Here is a 16,916-nt window from a genome sequence, read left to right as displayed (position 1 = left end):
GGCCCCTCCCCGTGCAAACTGCCGCACGGAGAGGGGAGAACTCACGCCGGGCTCCGCGGTCACGTGCCGGTGACGCGTTACGGCGGTGTGTGAGGATTACCGCCATTGTTCCGATGACTTCAGCTGCTCCTGCAAAAGATTGACGGCGGTCCCAGGGATCATCCCGGGGGCCGCCGTCGTTTATCTACCTGATCTGCGTCCGTCGATGACTGCGCTTCGGTCGATCAGCGGCGGCGGACGGAGTCGTACACCTCCGCCAGGCGGCCGACGATGACGTCCCACGAGAACCCCGTGCGCACGTCGTCGCGGCCGTTCATCCCCATCCGCCGTGCACCCTCCGGATCGTCCATCATCCGGCCGATGGCGCCGGCGAGCGCGGTGGCGTCTCCCGGCGGGACGAGAAAGCCGTTGCGCCCGTCGCGCACGATGTCCACGATCCCGCCCGCCGCGCTGGCGATGGTCGGCTTGCCGTAGCTCATCGCCTCCAGCAGCACCACGCCCAGCCCCTCGGTGTCGCCCTTGGAATCGACGACGGCGGGAAGGACGAAGCAGTCGCATTCCGCCATCCGCAACTGCAGTTCATCTTTCGACACGAAGCCGTGAAAGACGGCGCGCCCGCCCAGCCCCAGCTCTTCCGCGCGGGCCTGCAGCCGCGCGCGATCCGGCCCGTCGCCCACCACGCGCAGCACCACGCGCCGGTCCGGGGGCAGAGAAGCGAGCGCGTCCAGCAGCAGATGCACGCCCTTGCGCTCCACCAGCCGCCCCACGAACAGCAGCTCGAACGGGGCGTCCGCATCGCGCGGCACGCCGGCCGTGGCGAACGCGGAGGGCTCCACTGTGGCGCCGAAGGGAATGATGGCCGGGTCCGCGCCGGGCACCTGCCGCCGCAGCCGCTCCGCCGTGTAGCTGCTGATGGCCGTCACCGCGTCCGACCCGCGCACGATGCGGCGGAGGACGGGGGAAAGGAACGGCAGCTCCTTTTCCATCCACGTAAGCTCCACGCCAAAGAAGGTGCTTACCAGCGGCACCCCCGACGCGCGCTTGGCCGCCAGGCCGATGACGCCGTGGGGCAGGGGCCAGAAGGCGTGGATGGCGGCGAACTCCCCCGTGCGGGCCAGGCGCGCGGCCGCCAGCGAGCCCGCGGCCACGTACCCGGGGACGAGCGACAGAAAGGCGGGTCGCTCGCGGATGCGGTCCGGCGCCGTCTGGTCGTGGGTCAGCGTTTCCCACGGGCGCGGGGCGTAGCGAAAGCGGTGCACGCGCACGCCCTCCACCGTCTGCGTGGCCAGCCCGCGGTACGACGGGGCCAGCACCTCGGCCTCCACGCCGCGGGTGCGCAGGCGGCGGATCGTTTCCACCAGCCACGGGGTGATCACGTCCTCGGGGTCCCGGGCGTACGCCGAAACCAGGTACAGAACCTTCACTTCTCTTGTGGGGAGAGGGGCGCCGCGATAGGATTGTGCATCCCGCCCAACCTACGGGCTGATCTCAGCCGGTACAAGCACTTCCATCCGTTTCGGACGTTTGCAGCGCGCCCTCGTCATCATCCCGACCTACAACGAGAGCGAGAATCTGCCGCGTCTCGTTCCGTCGGTGCTCTCCCGCGATGAGCGGCTGGAAATCCTCGTCGTGGACGACAACTCGCCCGACGGAACCGGCCGCCTGGCCGACGAGATCGCCGCGGCCGAGTCGCGCGTCCACGTTCTGCACCGCGCCGGAAAGCAGGGGCTGGGCACCGCCTACCTGGCCGGCTTCAAGTGGGGCATCGAGCGCGAGTACGACTTTCTGTTCGAGATGGACGCCGACTTCAGCCACGATCCCACGCACCTGCCGCACTTTCTGGAGGCCATCCAGGAGTACGACCTGGTGCTGGGCTCGCGCTACCTGCACGGCCGCGTGACGGTGGTGAACTGGCCCATGGGGCGGCTTCTGCTCAGCTACTTCGCCAACCTGTACGCCCGCTGGGTCACCGGCCTGCCCATCGCCGACGCCACGGGCGGCTTCAAGTGCTTCCGTCGCGAGGTGCTGGAGTCCATTTCGCTGGACCGGGTGGAAAGCAACGGCTACGCGTTCCAGATCGAGATGAGCTTTCGCGCGTGGAAGAAGGGATTCCGCCTGGGCGAAATCCCCATCATGTTCGTGGACCGCGACGTGGGCGAAAGCAAGATGAGCAAGAAGATCATCCGCGAAGCCGTGTGGCGCGTGTGGCGGCTGCGCGCGCTTTCGCTCCTAGGCCGGCTGGAAGGCCGCCGGGACCCGCGGCTGACCCCCTGATTTCCGCCGCCGACCGCATGCAGGAAGCCGCCGCCCGCTTTGTCCGCGTTCTCGCCCTCGCCATTCAGCGCGAGGGCGAGCCGTCCGCGCGCGCGGCGGAGGCGCACGAGGCGCTGTCGGAGGTGCTGTCGGCGCAGAAGAGCCTGGTGCTGGACGTCCAGTTCACCGGCTTCACCAGCAAGGGCCAGCCGGTGGGCGCGGTGGATCCGGTCGTTCTGCGCTCCGCGGGCCACCTGATCACGCTGCGCATCAACCGCATCGGCTTCACGCCGGACGCCAGCGCAGAGGACCTGGAGGCCGTCTTTGCCGCCGCCGCGCGCGGGGCGGGGGAGCTGGGCGCCGGCGGGCTGATCGGCGCGCTGGCGGATGCCGCGCCCCACGGCGTGTACGCGAGCACCGCGGCGGGCGACGTCTACAAGCCGGCCCCGCGCCGCGCCGCGCCCCCCGCCGAAGCCCCGCCATCCACCGGGACGGCTTCCGTCGAGACATCGTCTGCCGGCGCGGTGTCGTCCACCGACACGCCGTCGCCCAGCGAAGCGCCGGCTTTCGCGCCGGCTGAGTCAGCGGCGGACGCGGCGGTCCCGGCGGGAACGGGGGCGTCGGTGTGGATGGGGGACGACTTTGAGCGGACGGAGCTGGCGGAGTTCGAGATCCTGGACCCGTTCCAGGAACTTGTCTCGCCGGCGGGCGGGGAAGCACCCGCCGCTGATTCCGACGCGCCCGCGGGCGACGCGCCGCGCGAGGAGCCGTCCAGCGGCGACATGTACCACTTCTTTCGCGCGGCGGGCAGCGACCGGCGCGAGACGGAGGCGCTGCCGCGGCTGCTTCGCGAAACCGCCAACATGTCGCGCTACGACGAGCTGGCCGACGCCGCCGCGTGGGAAACGCTGCTGCTGCTGCGCTCCGACGCGCAGGCGCAGGCGGTGGAGATCATCGATACGCTGGTGGATGAGGCGCAGCGCGCGGACCGGTCGCGGCTGTTTCGCGAAAGCGCGGGGGCCGCGCTCAAGCGAATCGGCAACGCCGACACGCTGCAGCGCCTGGCGGAGGGGCTGAGCCACGGCAGCGTGGAGCGCGACCGCATCCTGCGCTTCTTCAGCTTCGCCGGCGGCGACGCGGTGGCGCTGCTGGAGGCTACGCTCTTCCGCACGGCGGACGCGGAGCTGCGCGGCGCCGTGTTCCGCTCGCTGATTGCCTCCGAGGGCGCGCCCGCACGGCTGATCTCCGCCGCGGTGCAGGACGCCGGCGCCGTCCGTGTCCGCACGCTGCTGGAGCTGGTGCGCGGGCCCGGCGTGGACGCGGAGCTCGGGCGGAAGTGGGCCACCGAAGCCGCCGCCCACCGCGATCCCGCCGTGCGCGCTGACGCGGCGCGCACCGCGGCGTCGCTGGGCGGGCGCGGCTCCATGCGGCTGCTGCTGGATCTGCTGGGTGATACGGACCGGACGGTGAAGCGCGAAGCGGTGCAGGGGCTGGGCGCGGTGGGCGAGGTGGCCGCCGTCCCGTTCCTCACCCGCACGCTGAACGAAGGCGACGAGGAGCTGCAGATCGCGTCGGCCCAGGCACTCGGGCGGCTGGGATCGGCGGAGGCGCTGCCGGCGCTGCTGGCCATCGTCACCAAGCGGTCGCTGCTGTCGCTCAAGAAAGTCACCAAGCCCAAGCTGGCCGCGCTGCAGGCGATCGCCAGGATCAGCGCGCCCGCGGCCCGCGACGCGCTGCAGTCCGTAGCGGGCGGCCGCGACGAGCTGGCCGAAGAAGCCCGCCGGCTGCTCGCCACGCTGTAGCCCCATCAACCGCATCTCTACCGAGAGAACGGAAACAGATCGGTCTCACACAGAGTCAACGGAGTCAACAGAGGGAAACCCCTCCGAGACTCCGGGGACCCCGGCGTGAGACCTTTCTCGTTTCTACCTCCGTGCCCTCCGTGCATCCTCCGTGACCTCCGTGTGAAACGGCAGTAGAGCCCGCCGCCCGCGCTGACGCCCGGGCGGCGGTTCTGTCATCGGCCCGAAAAAAATCGGCTCGCGAGAATCGCCCAGGACGCGCGATCCGCAACACGGGCATCCTCCCGGCGCTCTCTGCGACGTCAAACGCGTCCTGCGGGCGGCCTGACGGTCATCGCCCCGAAGCACCCGCCGGAGCGGGGGATCAGCCCGCCAATCCAGCCTAATCCACAGATTCCCACGGCCATGAGGGCTTTTCCACACTTCTCCACAGCACCTAGTTTACATAATGCATATTATACGAATTGGACCGGGGGTTGCGTTGGACGGGGTTCCCATGTGACTCAGGAGCAACGAGATGGCACGCGCAATCTGGAAAGGCAACATCAGCTTCGGACTCGTGAACATCCCCGTGGGGCTGTTCAGCGCCGAAAAGCCTGACGAGCTGAGCTTCCGGCAGCTCGACCGCCGCAACCTCGCGCCCGTGGGCTACCGCAAGTACAACAAGGCCACCGGCGACGAAGTCGAGATGGACGTCATCGTCAAGGGCTACGAGTACGAGAGCGGCCACTACGTCGTGCTCAGCGACGAGGACCTGCGCCGGGCGAATCCCGAAAAGACGCAGACCGTCGAGATCACCGACTTCGTGGACCTCGACGACATCGACACCGTCTTCTACGACAAGCCGTACTACCTGGCGCCCATGGGCAAGAACCCCAAGGGCTACGCGCTGCTGCGCGAGGCGCTCAAGCGCACCCGCAAGGTGGGCATCGCCAAGGTGGTCATCCGCTCGCGCGAGCACCTGGCGGCCGTGGTGCCCCAGGGCGACGTGCTGGTGCTGGAAATCCTGCGCTATCCCAACGAGATCCGCGCCACCGAGGAGCTCGAGGTGCCCGGCGAGGACCTGGGCGCCCTGGGCGTCAACGAGCGCGAGCTGGAGATGGCGGAGCGCCTGGTGGAAGGCATGACCGCGGAGTGGTCGCCGGAAAAGTACCACGACAGCTACCGCGACGACCTCATGCACCTCATCCACGAGCGCATCGAGAGCGGCCAGACCGACGCGCCGGATGAAACGCCTGTTCCCGAGGCCGCGGAATCGCGCGAGGGCGTGATCGACATCATGTCGCTGCTCAAGCGCAGCGTGGAAGCCACCGGCGGCGAAAAGGCTGCGCCCCGCAAGGCGGCCGCGAAGCCCAAGGCGGCGTCCACCGCCCCGTCCGCCGCCAAGCCCAAGCCGCGCAAGGCCACCTCGGCCGCCACCTCCAAGCCCCGGCCCAGCAGCGCCAAGAAGCGCAAGGCGGCCTGACCCGGAATCGCCGAATGGGCCTCGACGAGTACAAGCGCAAGCGCGACTTTCGCGTCACCGATGAACCAGAAGGGCACGTCCACCACTCGGGGGACGTGCTCTCGTTCGTCATCCAGAAGCACGCGGCCAGCCACCTCCACTACGACTTTCGCCTGGAGCTGGACGGCGTCCTGCTGAGCTGGGCGGTGCCCAAGGGCCCCAGCCTGGACGCCGGCGTCAAGCGGCTGGCCATCCACGTGGAAGACCATCCCATCGAGTACGGCGTATTCGAGGGGATCATCCCCCGCGGCGAGTACGGCGGCGGCACGGTGATGCTGTGGGACCGCGGCGCGTGGGTGCCGGACGAGGACCCGCGCAAGGCGTACCGCAAGGGCCACCTGCGCTTTCGGCTGGACGGCGAACGGCTGCACGGCGGATGGCACCTGGTGCGCTCCCGCCGCGGCGCGGACGGCGAAAAGGAGCAGTGGCTGCTCTTCAAGGACGAGGACGACGTCGCCCGGCCGGAATCCGCCGGCATCATCACCGAAGAAGTGATGACCAGCGTGGATACGGGGCGCACGATGGAGGAGATCGCCGCCGACGCGGACGCGCACTGGGACAGCAAGGCACCCGCCGCTGAGGCACTGATCCGCTCAACGCCCGCGAAGAAGCCCGCCGGCAAGCCGGGCGCGAAGAAGCCAGCGCCCGCGGCGAGGAAGCCGGCCGCCAGAAAGCCCGCCGCCGCGAAGAAGCCGGCCGCGAAATCCGCCGTGCGCTCCACGGCGGAGACGGCCGCGTCCGGGAAAGCCGCACCGGGGAAAGCCGCTCCCGCCGCGAAGCCGGCCGCGATCCCCGGGGCGAAGCGGGCGGCGTTTCCGGCCGAGTTCACCCCTGCCCTGGCCACGCTGGTGGACGACGTCCCCGCCGGCGACGACTGGATCCACGAGATCAAGTACGACGGCTACCGGCTCGTCGCGCACGTGCGCGGCGGCAAGGCGCGGCTCATCACCCGCAACGGCAACGACTGGACGAGCAAATTCCCTGAGATGGCCACCGCCCTGTCCGCGCTCCCCGTTCGCGACGCGGTGCTGGACGGCGAACTCGTCGTCCTATCCCCCGACGGCCGCACCAGCTTTCAGGCGCTGCAGAACGTGCTGAACAGCGGGCGGACGAGCGAGCTGGTGTTCTACGCGTTCGACCTGATGCACCGCGACGGAATGAACCTGCGCGGGGCTTCCCTGCTCTCCCGCAAGGAGGCACTTCGCGAGCTGCTGGCGGGCGATTCCGCGGGCCCGGTGCGCTACAGCGACCACATCGTGGGCAACGGCGCCGTGTTCTACCAGCAGGCGTGCGGGATGGGGCTGGAGGGCATCATCAGCAAGCGCGCGGACAGCCCGTACGCCACCAGGCGGACGCGCGACTGGCTCAAGGTCAAGTGCCTGCTGCGCCAGGAGTTCGTCATTGGCGGGTTCACCGCGCCGCAGGGCTCGCGCTCGCACTTTGGCGCGCTGCTGGTGGGCGTGCACGACGAGAACGGGGACTTCATCTACTCCGGCAAGGTGGGGACGGGCTTCAACGAGGCTTCCCTGCGGCAGCTGCACGCCGCGCTCCGCCCGCTGTCGCGAGAGGAATCGCCGTTCAGCGACTACGGGCGCAAGGGGCGCCGTCCCGCCGGGGTGACGTGGGTGGAGCCGAAGCTGGTCTGCGAGATCTCGTTCACCGAATGGACCGGCGACAACATCCTGCGCCACCCCGTGTTCCAGGGGCTGCGCGAGGACAAGCCCGCCGCGCAGGTCGTCCGCGAGAGCGCCGGCCACCTGTCCGCGGCCGAGACGCCGGCCAGGCCCGCACGCGCGGGAAAGCCGACCGCCACCGCGCGCGAGCAGAAACCCTCCGCCACCACGCGCCCCGTGCCTCCCTCGACCACAAAGACGGTGCCCCGCCGCGGCAAGGCGAACGAGGCGATGGTGGCCGGCATCCGGCTGACCAGCCCCGACAAGCTGCTCTTTCCCGCCGCAGGGATCACCAAGCTGGAGCTGGCGCGCTACTACGAGGCGGTGGCGGACTGGATGCTGCCGCACGTCAAGGATCGCCCGCTGACGCTCGTTCGCTGTCCGGACGGGGTGGGAGGACCCTGCTTCTTCCAGAAGCACGGAGACGAGCATTTCGCGCCTCAGGTGGGCCGCACCACGGTGACGGAGAACGACGGCGAGGAAAAGGTCTACACGTACGTGCACTCCACCGCCGGGCTGGTGGCGCTGGTGCAGATGAGCGTGCTGGAGATGCACACCTCCAACGCCAAACGCACCAGCTTCGAGAAGCCGGACCGCTTCATCATGGACCTGGATCCCGGGCCCGGCGTGTCGTGGCAGCGCATCATGGATTCCGCGCTGCAGATCCGCGACCGGCTGGCGGAGCTGGGGCTGGCGAGCTTCGTAAAGACGACCGGCGGCAAGGGGTTGCACGTTGTCGTCCCCATCAACAAGCGCCACACGTGGGATGAGGTAAAGGAGTTCAGCCGGGCGCTGGCGACGGACATCAGCGCGGCCAACCCGGGCAAGTACGTGACGAAGTCGACGATCGCCGCGCGCAAGGGCAAGATCTACATCGACTTCCTGCGAAACGGGCGCGGCGCCACCGCGATCGCGGCGTTCTGCATCCGTGCGCGGCCGTCGGGCGCCATCAGCGTCCCGTTGCGGTGGGATGAACTGACCCCTGCCCTGCGGACCGACGACTTCACCCCCGCTGCCGTCATCGAGCGCGTCCGCGGGCTCAAGGATGATCCGTGGGCCGAGTTCTGGACGACGAAGCAGTCGCTGACGAAAAAGATGCGGACGGAACTGGGGCTGAAATAGGCGCGGAGTCCCCGCGACCTCCGCGTCCCCCGCGACCTCCGCGTGAGACTACGGAATCGCCGCCCCGAAGAGGTCCGGGGGCGGCGATTCGCTTGCGCGGTACTCGGGTCGGGTATCGGGCGCCGACTTTCTCTGCTGCGGGAGCCTCGTTCAGCGCCGGCCGGGGAGGCCCCTCCCCCGGCCCCTCCCCGTGCAAACTGCCGCACGCAGAGGGGAGAAGGACCACTCATCTCGTTCCGGACGGTGCCTACCGGCCGGAGAGGCCCCCCCTCTCCCCCGCTCCGCGGGAGAAAGGGAGACCTCAGCGCATCGCCAGCGACGGCTCGCGCGGCGGGGCCATCCAGCAGGCGAGGTCTTTTGTTGATGGTGTGACGATCCCGATTGCTCACGGGCTCTGCGCCTGAGACGAAAATCGCCGCCCCGAGCAGTCTCGGGGCGGCGATTCGGTTTCCTGCGGATGGATCCGGAGCGTCAGGGCTTCGGCGCGGTTCCCTGCCCCGCGTTGACCAGCGCCTCCAGGCGTTCCATGCGTGCGCGCAGGTCGGCGATCTGCGCGGCCTGCTGCGCGTTCTCGGCGCGGAGCTGCTCGTTCTCCGTGCGCAGCGCGTCGGTGCGCGTGGTGAGCGCCTTTACGCCCGCCATGTTCACGCCGTCGATGTCCACCGTGTTGATCAGCAGGTTGCTCTCGCCCAGGCTGAAGGCGGCGGCAAAATCCTGCGCCATGGGACCCATGTGGCGGATGGACGCATCCTGCGTGCGGTAGTTCCAGGTGCTCACCGGAACATTGCGCAGGCGGGCCAGCACGTCTTCGCCATCCAGATCCAGGAAGTTTTCCTTGCGATTGCGGTCAGAGATACTGCTCCACGAGCCGCCACCCGGCGCCACTTCCACGCCGGACGACAGGTTCTGGGTCGTGAAGAACCGGATGCCGCCGCAGCCGCGGGCCACGAACTGGTTGTTGGCCGTGGGATACACCGAGTCCGACGAGAACCCGGCGCAGCCGTCGCCCAGCACCACGCTGCCCTGCCGGTTGGCCGTACGCGCGTTCTTGCCGATCGCGACGGAAAATTGCCCGCTGGCGCTGTTCTGCAGGCCGATCGCCACGCCGAAGTTGCCGTTTGCGATGCTGGGCCCGAGCACGATGGAGTACAGGCCGCCCGCGATGGAGCTGGGCCCCAAGGCGACCGCGCCCTCGTTGGTCGCCTGCGCGCCGTCACCCATGGCGACAGAGTTCAGTCCCGAAGCGGTGCCGTTGACCGCAAAGCTGTTGGTGCCACTGGCCGTTGCCCGGTACCCCGCCGCGAACGAGCTCGCGCCCGAAGCGCGGGTGTTGGTGCCGAACGCGGCCGATGCCACGCCGACGTTGTTCAGGTCCCAGTAGGTCGAGCCGTCATTCGAGTCGAAGGTTCCCACCCGCCCCGCGCGGAACGCCGCCCGGTTGGGAAACCACATCATGCGCACTCCGGCGCCGGTCGCGGGAAGGCTCCCCTCCCCCTCCGTGCCGCGGACGACAAAGCCGCCGTCGGCGTTCAGCCGCATCAGGCTGGCGCCGTTGCGGCTCACGGCCAGGGCCGAGTCGGCCTGCGCCGCGGCGGACGGGGCGTACGCGGCCGCCGCGGCGAGTACGGCGGTGATCAGAGCGGTAGAACGGGCGCGAGTTGCCATTTCAGTGCGTTCCGTAGGCGAAGTAGAAACGGGCCGCCCGGATGGGGCGGCCCGCCTGTCTGCAATCCAGCGATGAGACCGTCGTACTACGGGCGGGGAGCCGCGGCCCGCAGCGCCTGCTCGATCCGCTCCAGCCGGGCGGCGGTGGCGGCCTGCTCGTCACGCATACGCACGATTTCGGCCTGCTGCGCGGCAACCTGCGCGCGAAGCTGCTCGTTCTCGGCGCGCAGCGCATCCGTGCGCGTAGTCAGCGCCTTGACGCCGGCCATGTTCACACCGTCGATGTCCACCGTGTTGATCATGAGCGAATCCTCGCCCAGGCCGAACGCGGCGGAAAAGTCCTGCGCCATCGGGCCCATGTGGCGCACCGAATCTTCCTGCGCGATGTAGTTCCAGGTGCTCACCGGCACGTTGCGCAGGCGCGAAAGCACGTCTTCCCCATCCAGCTCCAGGAAGTGCTCCTTGCGGTTGCGGTCAGAAATGCTGCTCCACGAGCCGCCGCCCGCCGCGACCTGCACGCCCGACGACAGGTTCTGGCTGGTGAAGAACTTGATGCCTCCGCAGCCACGCGCGATGAACTGGTTGTTGGCCGTGGGATAGACCGAGTCCGACGAGAAGCCGGCGCAGCCGTCGCCCAGCACCACGCTGCCCTGCCGGTTGGCGGTACGCGCGTTCTTGCCGATGGCCACGGAGAACTGGCCGCTGGCGCTGTTCTGCAGGCCGATCGCCACGCCGAAGTTGCCGTTGGCGATGCTGGGCCCGATCACGATGGAGGCGAGGCCGCCGGCGATGGAGCTGGGCCCCATGGCGAGCGCATCGTCGTTGGTGGCCTGCGCGCCGCTGCCGATCGCGACCGCGCCCACCGCCGAGGCAGTGCCGTTGAAGCTGAAGGAGCGGTCGCCGGTGGCCGTGCCGCTGTTGCCCAGCGCCACTGCCTCGTCGCCACTGGCATTCGTCGTGAGGCCCGCCGCAAACGAGTGGTTGCCGCTGGCGCGCGTGTTCTCGCCGAATGCGGCCGAGCCGAAGCCGATGCTGCCCGGGTTCCAGTAGTTGGCGCCGAAGCTGTCCACCTTGCCCGCGCGGAACGCCCAGGCCTGGGGGATCCACAGCATGCGGACGCCGGCGCCGGTGGCGGCCACGTTGCCGGAGTAGACTTCGGCCTGCTCGTCGGCGGTGCCGCGGACGACGAAGCTGGCGTCGGTGTTCAGCCGCATCAGGCTGGCGCCGCTGGCGCTTACGGCAAAAGCCGAGTCCGCCTGCGCGGCGGCGGAGGGCGTGTACGCGGCCACGGCGGCCAGCACGGCGGCGGCGACGGTGGCGGAACGAGCGCGATTGCTCATGATGATCATCGTCAGGTGGTGTTACGGCGGTGCGCCCGGAGGCCGTACCGCCGCGTCATCGAAGAACAGAGTCGATCAGTTGCCCGGCACGGCATGCAGGGCCCGCTCCAGCCGCTCCAGGCGGGCGGCGGTGGCGGCCTGCTCGGCGCGAAGGCGCTCGATCTCGGCCTGCTGCGCCGCGTTCTGCTCGCGCAGCGCGCGGATCTCCTCGCCCTGCACCGCCGAGCGCGCATCCAGCGCCTTGACGCCGGCCAGCGCCACGCCGTCCGCGTCCACCGTGCCGATGGTCACGTCGTCGTTGCCCAGGCCGAAGGCGGCGCGGAAGTCCTGCGCCGTGGGGCCCAGATGGCGGATCCCGGCGTCATCCGTCCGGTAGCTCCAAGACGTCACGGGCATGGTGCGCAGGCGGGACAGTACGTCCTCGCCCGACACGGCCTCGAACAGGTGCTTGCGGTTCACGTCCGAGGTGTTGGTCCACACGCCGCTGGTGCTCAGGTAGGCGCCGGTGCTGGTGCTGATCACCGCGTTGCTCTGCCCCCAGTTGCTGACGGTCGCGCCGGACTGGATGGTGACGCCGGTGCTCAGGTTGCTGCTGGTGAAGATCCGGAAGCCGCCGCTGGTGCGCCAGTTGGCGGAGTGGTTCACCCCCGCGCGCAGCGTGTCGACCGAAGAGCGGTCGCTGAACACGAACGAGCCCTGGCGCGCGTTGGTGTGCGCGTGATAGCCCATGGCCACCGACGCGGCGCCCGACGCCGTGTTGTCCTCACCCACGGCGAACGACGACTGCTGCGCCGCGGTGCTGCGCAGGCCGAACGCCGTGGCATTCGACGCGCTGGCGCGCACGTCCTGGCCGATGGCCACCGAGTAGTCGCCGATGTTGGCCCCATCCCACTGCGTGCCGTTGATGCCGCCGGCCCGGAAGGCGGCCTTGCGCGGATACCACATCATCCGCGTTCCCGAGCCTTCGGCGGGGATCCCGGTTCCACTGTTGTCGCCGTCGTAGACGCCGCCGAACAGGGTGCCGGCGTCGACGTTTACGCGGAACAGGCCCGCGCCGCCGCTGCTCACGGCAAAGGCGGAATCCGGGGTCTGCGCGGCCGCCGTGGCGGCGGAGGCGACAAGGGCGGCCAAGGCCAGCCCGCCACGAATCATGATCTTCATCGTTACCTCTATCACGTTCAGGAGGGGAATCAATCGGGGGTCGATGTAGAAGAGCGGAGCGCGGCTTCAATGCGCTCCAGCCGTGCACGGAGCGCGGCGTTTTCCGCTTCCAGTGCGGCAATTCGCGCAGCCTGCTCCGTGGTCCGGGCATCCAGCGCCTGCACGCCGGCCAACGCGACGCCGTCCGCATCCACCGTGGCGATGGAGATGGAGTCGGCGCCCAGCCCGAAGGCGGCGCGGAAGTCCTGCGCCGTGGGGCCCAGGTGGCGCACCCCGTCATCATCCACGCGGTAGCTCCAGCTGCGGATGGGGATGGTCCGCAGGCGCGCCAGCACATCGTCGCCCGACACCTCCTCGAACAGGTGCTTGCGCCGCACGTCCGAGGCGTTGGTCCAGGTGCCGCCCGACGACAGGTACGCGCCGGTGCTGGTGCTGATCATGGCGCCGCTCTGCCCGAAGTAGTACGAGGAGCCGCACACCGACGGGTTGATGGCCGGGCCGCCGAACGCCACCCCGGTGTTGAGCGACTGCGTGGTGTAGATCCGCATTCCGCAGCTCAGCCGCCATACGGCCTGCCCCACGAGCTCGGCCCTGACGGAATCCTGGGTGCCGCCGGTCACGTTGTCGCCAAACACGAAGCTGCCGCGCCGCGCGTTGGTGTGCGCGTGGTAGCCCAGCGCCACCGACGCATACCCGGTCGCGGTGTTGTCTTCGCCCACGGCGAACGACGACCCGTTAGCGGCCGTGGAGCGCACGCCCATCGCCACCGCATTGTCGCCGCTGGCACGCACGTTCTGGCCGATGGCGACGGAGTAGTTGCCGATGTTGGCGTCGTCCCACTGCGTGCCGTTGACGTATCCGGCGCGGAACGCGGCTTTCTGCGGATACCACAGCATCCGCGTGCCGGAGCCCTCGGCCGCGATATTGGATCCGGAGTTGCCCCCATTGTACACGCCGCCGAAAACAGCGCCGCCGTCGATGTTGACGCGGAACAGGCTCGCGCCGCCGTGGCTCACGGCAATGGCGGAATCCGGGACCTGGGCAGCGGCGCCCGGTGCGGCGGCCGCGAGGGCGGCCACCGCCAGTCCGGCGCGCGCGAAGATCCTGAAGCCGCCGGTCACGGGATCCGGATGGTGAGGGTCTGATCGGTCACCGTCAGCGTTCCCTGCACCGCGACGGCGCCGGTCGTCTTGACGGGGCCCTGCAGCGCGGTCGCGCCCGTGATGTTGAGCGAGGGCACGAAGCCGCTCAGCTTGGCGGCCGATCCGGTCATGATGATTCTGCCACCGATGATTTCACCCGGAGCGTTCACAAAACCGGCGATCTGCAGCGAGTGGGTGTTCAGATCCAGCGTGGTCGCGGGCCCCACATTCAGCGCGGCGATGGACGAGTCGCGCGTCAGAGTCGGAACCCTAACCGCGGAGTCCGCCAGGACGGTCACGATGCTGGATTCTCCCGGCACGACGTTCTTCGACCAGTTCTCAGCCACGAACCAATCGTTGCTCACCCTGCCCACCCACGCCGCGTCAAAAAGGTTCGTCTCGTTCGTCAGCTGCGCATCCACATACACGCTGAACGTGAACGTCGACACCGAAGAAGGAGCATTAAAGCGCCACTCCTGGGACTGCGAAATCTCGTACGGGTCGAGAACCTCGTTGTAGAGGAAATATTCCTGCTCGGGCCCGTAGATAGTGGTGGTTCCAGCGGGATTCTCAATCGACACGGTGCCTGTTCCGCTGGTAACCGCGGGACCCGAGACGAAGAACACCTTGATGCCTTCCGGGGTGACCCCGTCGGTGCCCATCTGCGACTGCAACAGGTTCTGCACGGTGACATTCGTGCTGAGGATCTCTGTGCCCGGGTCGTAGCGGGTGCCGCTGCTGGCCAGCTTGATGTAGCGATTCTGGCCGCCGATGATCTTGTTCAGCGTCACTCCCAGCCGCGCCTGCGCCGGCTCGACGGTCACGCACTGCATGGCGCTCGAGCGCACGTCCACGGTGCACTCGACGCGGGCCATCGACTCTGTGCCGCCTTCAGGGGAAGGCAGCAGGGGCGAGCTGTCCGTGCAGGCACCCGCAAGCACAAGCGCGAGCAGCCCGAGGCCACGCCCCGTTCGGATAGAGTTGCTCATGAGGAGTCGGAGAGAGATGAGGCCAGGAGCGGCCGGTGGTGAGAACGTGTCTCAAAATAGCTAACTGCTTCACTTTGCGCAAGCAGATCTTTGGCAGGAAGTGTAGGATTTCCGGTCAGTGCGCCAGCCCGCCCCCACCCACCCCGCAGTACGCAACCAAGCCGCCATTCACCGGTGTTAACCATTGTTAACAACACGCCAATACACCCCTCGCCCATTCGATGCTGCTCTTGACGCTGCGTTGACGTGAGTTTACTTATGTTAACATGAGCGACATCAAGGGCCGGATCATCGACGCAGCACGGGCGCTGTACCGTGAACGCGGGGCGGACGCCGTTACCATGCGTGCCGTCGCCGAGCGCGTGGGCGTGACGGCGACGGCGCTGTACCGCCACTTCGCGGACAAGGACGCCATCCTGCGCGAGGTGATGAGCGAGGGCTCACGCCTGCTGGGCAGCCACCTATTTCTCGCCTTGGAAGCCCCGACGGCGCTGGATCGCCTGCGCGCAACGGCGACGGCGTATCTGGAGTTTGCCGTTGCCCAGCCGCAGGCATATCGAACGCTCTTCGAGGCCGGTTCGGCAGATGAAGCGTCGCCCGTGCTGCGCCAGCGCGACGCCGTACGCCGGTTTCTGCGCGACCGCGTGCGCGAAGGGATCGCGGCGGGGGCGCTGACGGACGGAAACGCCGAGGAAATCGCCCTCACCATCTGGGCGACGCTGCACGGCCTGGCTTCCCTGCACCAAGCCGGTATCATCCCCGCGGAATCCATGAGTGAACGCGCGTTAACATCCCTCATCGACGGTGTTGCATCTCATGAACATAGACTGATCGCATGATAACACACGTTAACTTCCGCGTCCCTGCTGCCTTTATGCCTTCATCTCCTCTCGAGCCCTTGGTCCACGCACGCCAGCCTGCGGCCGCAGTCCGCAAAGGCGGACTTCGCGCCGTTGTTGCCGCGACTTCAGTCGCCCCGCAGCCAGAGCGCGCTGAATCGCGCAGAACGACCCATCCACCCGCGACCTTCCCCCACCCTTCTCCACAGCAGGATCGCCCGTTCCTGGCCATCCTTGCGGGCCACGTCTTCAGCCAGCGCTGATCGTGTCGCATCCCGCCGAGTTCTCCACAGTTGGGGATAACTCCGGCCCGGCGCACGTTATCCACAGGAACTCCGCCGTTCCCGCTTTTCCACATTGATGGACAACAGAAAGCCCGCCCCCCGGATTGGGGAGCGGGCTTTCAGATGATCGAAGCCGCGGTCAGTTGGTACGGTAGCGGCGGCTGACTTCGTCCAGGCGCTGGCGTTCATCCTCCGTAAGCGACGCCAGTCCCTGCGACGAGATCTTGTCGAGAATGCGATCCACGTCGTCCAGCAGTTCGCGCTCGGCGGAGGCGGCCTTCTTTCTCCCGGTCGCGGCCGGGCGCGCCTGCGTTGCGGTGCCGGCGGGCGCACGGGGCGCCTCGGCCTTGCGCGGCGTCCATGGCACCAGCGCCCCGCCCCGTCGCACCGGTTGCCCGCGGCTCACCACCGACGCCATCTCGCCCCACGCCGGCGGCGCCCACGGGCTCTTGAGCAGCAGGAATCCGGCGGCCATTCCCCCCAGGTGCGCCAGAACCGCGGTTCCGTTGCTGCCCGGGCTGACCGCCATCATCAGGTTGATGACCGCCAGACCGGCCACCAGCCACTTGGCCTTGACCGGAAAGATCCCCCAGATGTGGATCAGCATGTCCGGCCAGATCATCGCGAACGCCAGCATCAGCCCCAGCGTTCCCGCCGACGCGCCCACGATGGCCGCCGCCGGATCCACCGGATACAGCGCCGCCGACAGCAGCGCGCCGCCCAGTACCGCGACCGCGTAGTACTTCAGAAACCCGCGGCCGCCCCAGCGTTCTTCCAGCGGCGGGCCGAAGAAGAAGAGCGTGAGCATGTTGCCCAGCAGGTGCCAGATTCCCGCGTGGACGAACGAGTAGGTGACCAGCGTCCACGGCTGCGTGATGAAGCTGCGCGGCCGGAACGCCAGATACAGGGGGGTGAACCCGCGCGTGGCGGGGATCAGGTCCATGATGAACAGGGCCAGGAAGACCGCCGTGTTGGCGATCAGCAGGCGCTTGACCCAGGGGGTGACCGACACTCCGCCGAAGCCCCCGTACGAATCCCGGTAAGCCATTGATCGAAGCCGACGTGAACAAGGGAAAACAGGAGGCGCGCTCCCGGTGCAGAGGGGCGCTCGGCCCTCCTCTACACCAGTCGCGCGCCTCCGG

12 protein-coding genes are annotated in these 16,916 nt (G+C 68.8%); 5 read left to right on the top strand and 7 right to left on the bottom strand.

What is annotated here, in order from left to right; genetic code table 11:
- Window positions 1-224 precede the first annotated feature (224 nt).
- Window positions 225-1,424, bottom strand: a complete 1,200-nt coding sequence (locus tag HNQ61_RS22245) for a glycosyltransferase (protein WP_170037023.1) — start codon at window positions 1,422-1,424, stop codon at window positions 225-227.
- 100 nt (window positions 1,425-1,524) lie between these two features.
- Here HNQ61_RS22245 and HNQ61_RS22240 point away from each other — a divergent pair, with 100 nt between their 5' ends.
- From HNQ61_RS22240 to ligD, 4 genes are all read left to right on the top strand, one after another.
- Window positions 1,525-2,274: a polyprenol monophosphomannose synthase gene (locus tag HNQ61_RS22240; protein ID WP_170037020.1), complete on the top strand. Its 750-nt coding sequence runs from the start codon at window positions 1,525-1,527 to the stop codon at window positions 2,272-2,274.
- 17 nt (window positions 2,275-2,291) lie between these two features.
- On the top strand, window positions 2,292-4,055 hold the full coding sequence (locus HNQ61_RS22235) for a HEAT repeat domain-containing protein (RefSeq protein ID WP_170037017.1): 1,764 nt from the start codon (window positions 2,292-2,294) through the stop codon (window positions 4,053-4,055).
- Window positions 4,056-4,572: 517 nt separating this feature from the next.
- Window positions 4,573-5,520, top strand: coding sequence for a non-homologous end joining protein Ku (gene ku, locus HNQ61_RS22230; RefSeq protein WP_170037014.1), 948 nt, complete (start codon window positions 4,573-4,575; stop codon window positions 5,518-5,520).
- A 14-nt stretch (window positions 5,521-5,534) separates the two neighbouring features.
- Window positions 5,535-8,354: a DNA ligase D gene (gene ligD, locus HNQ61_RS22225; RefSeq protein ID WP_170037011.1), complete on the top strand. Its 2,820-nt coding sequence runs from the start codon at window positions 5,535-5,537 to the stop codon at window positions 8,352-8,354.
- Window positions 8,355-8,825: 471 nt separating this feature from the next.
- Here ligD and HNQ61_RS22220 read toward each other — a convergent pair whose 3' ends face one another.
- The 5 genes from HNQ61_RS22220 to HNQ61_RS22200 all read right to left on the bottom strand — a co-directional run bounded on the left by HNQ61_RS22220 (window position 8,826) and on the right by HNQ61_RS22200 (window position 14,651).
- The gene (locus HNQ61_RS22220) at window positions 8,826-10,019 is read right to left on the bottom strand and encodes a tail fiber domain-containing protein (protein ID WP_170037008.1); all 1,194 of its coding nucleotides are present in this window, start codon (window positions 10,017-10,019) and stop codon (window positions 8,826-8,828) included.
- Window positions 10,020-10,105: 86 nt separating this feature from the next.
- Window positions 10,106-11,359, bottom strand: coding sequence for a tail fiber domain-containing protein (locus HNQ61_RS22215; RefSeq protein ID WP_170037005.1), 1,254 nt, complete (start codon window positions 11,357-11,359; stop codon window positions 10,106-10,108).
- A 75-nt stretch (window positions 11,360-11,434) separates the two neighbouring features.
- Entirely contained in the window at window positions 11,435-12,520 is a 1,086-nt protein-coding gene (locus HNQ61_RS22210; RefSeq protein ID WP_170037002.1) for a tail fiber domain-containing protein, read from the bottom strand.
- A gap of 29 nt (window positions 12,521-12,549) precedes the next feature.
- Window positions 12,550-13,641, bottom strand: a complete 1,092-nt coding sequence (locus HNQ61_RS22205; RefSeq protein WP_170036999.1) for a tail fiber domain-containing protein — start codon at window positions 13,639-13,641, stop codon at window positions 12,550-12,552.
- Window positions 13,638-14,651, bottom strand: a complete 1,014-nt coding sequence (locus HNQ61_RS22200) for a hypothetical protein (RefSeq protein WP_170036996.1) — start codon at window positions 14,649-14,651, stop codon at window positions 13,638-13,640. Before HNQ61_RS22200 ends, HNQ61_RS22205 begins: the two co-directional genes overlap by 4 nt.
- Before the next feature lie 266 nt (window positions 14,652-14,917).
- On the opposite strand from HNQ61_RS22200, the gene HNQ61_RS22195 reads away from it, so the two are divergent.
- A complete protein-coding gene (locus HNQ61_RS22195; protein WP_170036993.1) occupies window positions 14,918-15,490 on the top strand; it encodes a TetR/AcrR family transcriptional regulator in 573 nt (190 codons plus the stop codon).
- A gap of 423 nt (window positions 15,491-15,913) precedes the next feature.
- Here the strand turns inward: HNQ61_RS22195 and HNQ61_RS22190 are convergent, their stop codons facing one another.
- Window positions 15,914-16,822, bottom strand: coding sequence for a rhomboid family protein (locus tag HNQ61_RS22190; RefSeq protein ID WP_170036990.1), 909 nt, complete (start codon window positions 16,820-16,822; stop codon window positions 15,914-15,916).
- Window positions 16,823-16,916 lie beyond the last annotated feature (94 nt).

Origin of the sequence: Longimicrobium terrae (assembly GCF_014202995.1) — a bacterium.
Lineage (GTDB): Bacteria > Gemmatimonadota > Gemmatimonadetes > Longimicrobiales > Longimicrobiaceae > Longimicrobium > Longimicrobium terrae.
This window is presented reverse-complemented; position numbering and strand designations above follow the sequence as displayed.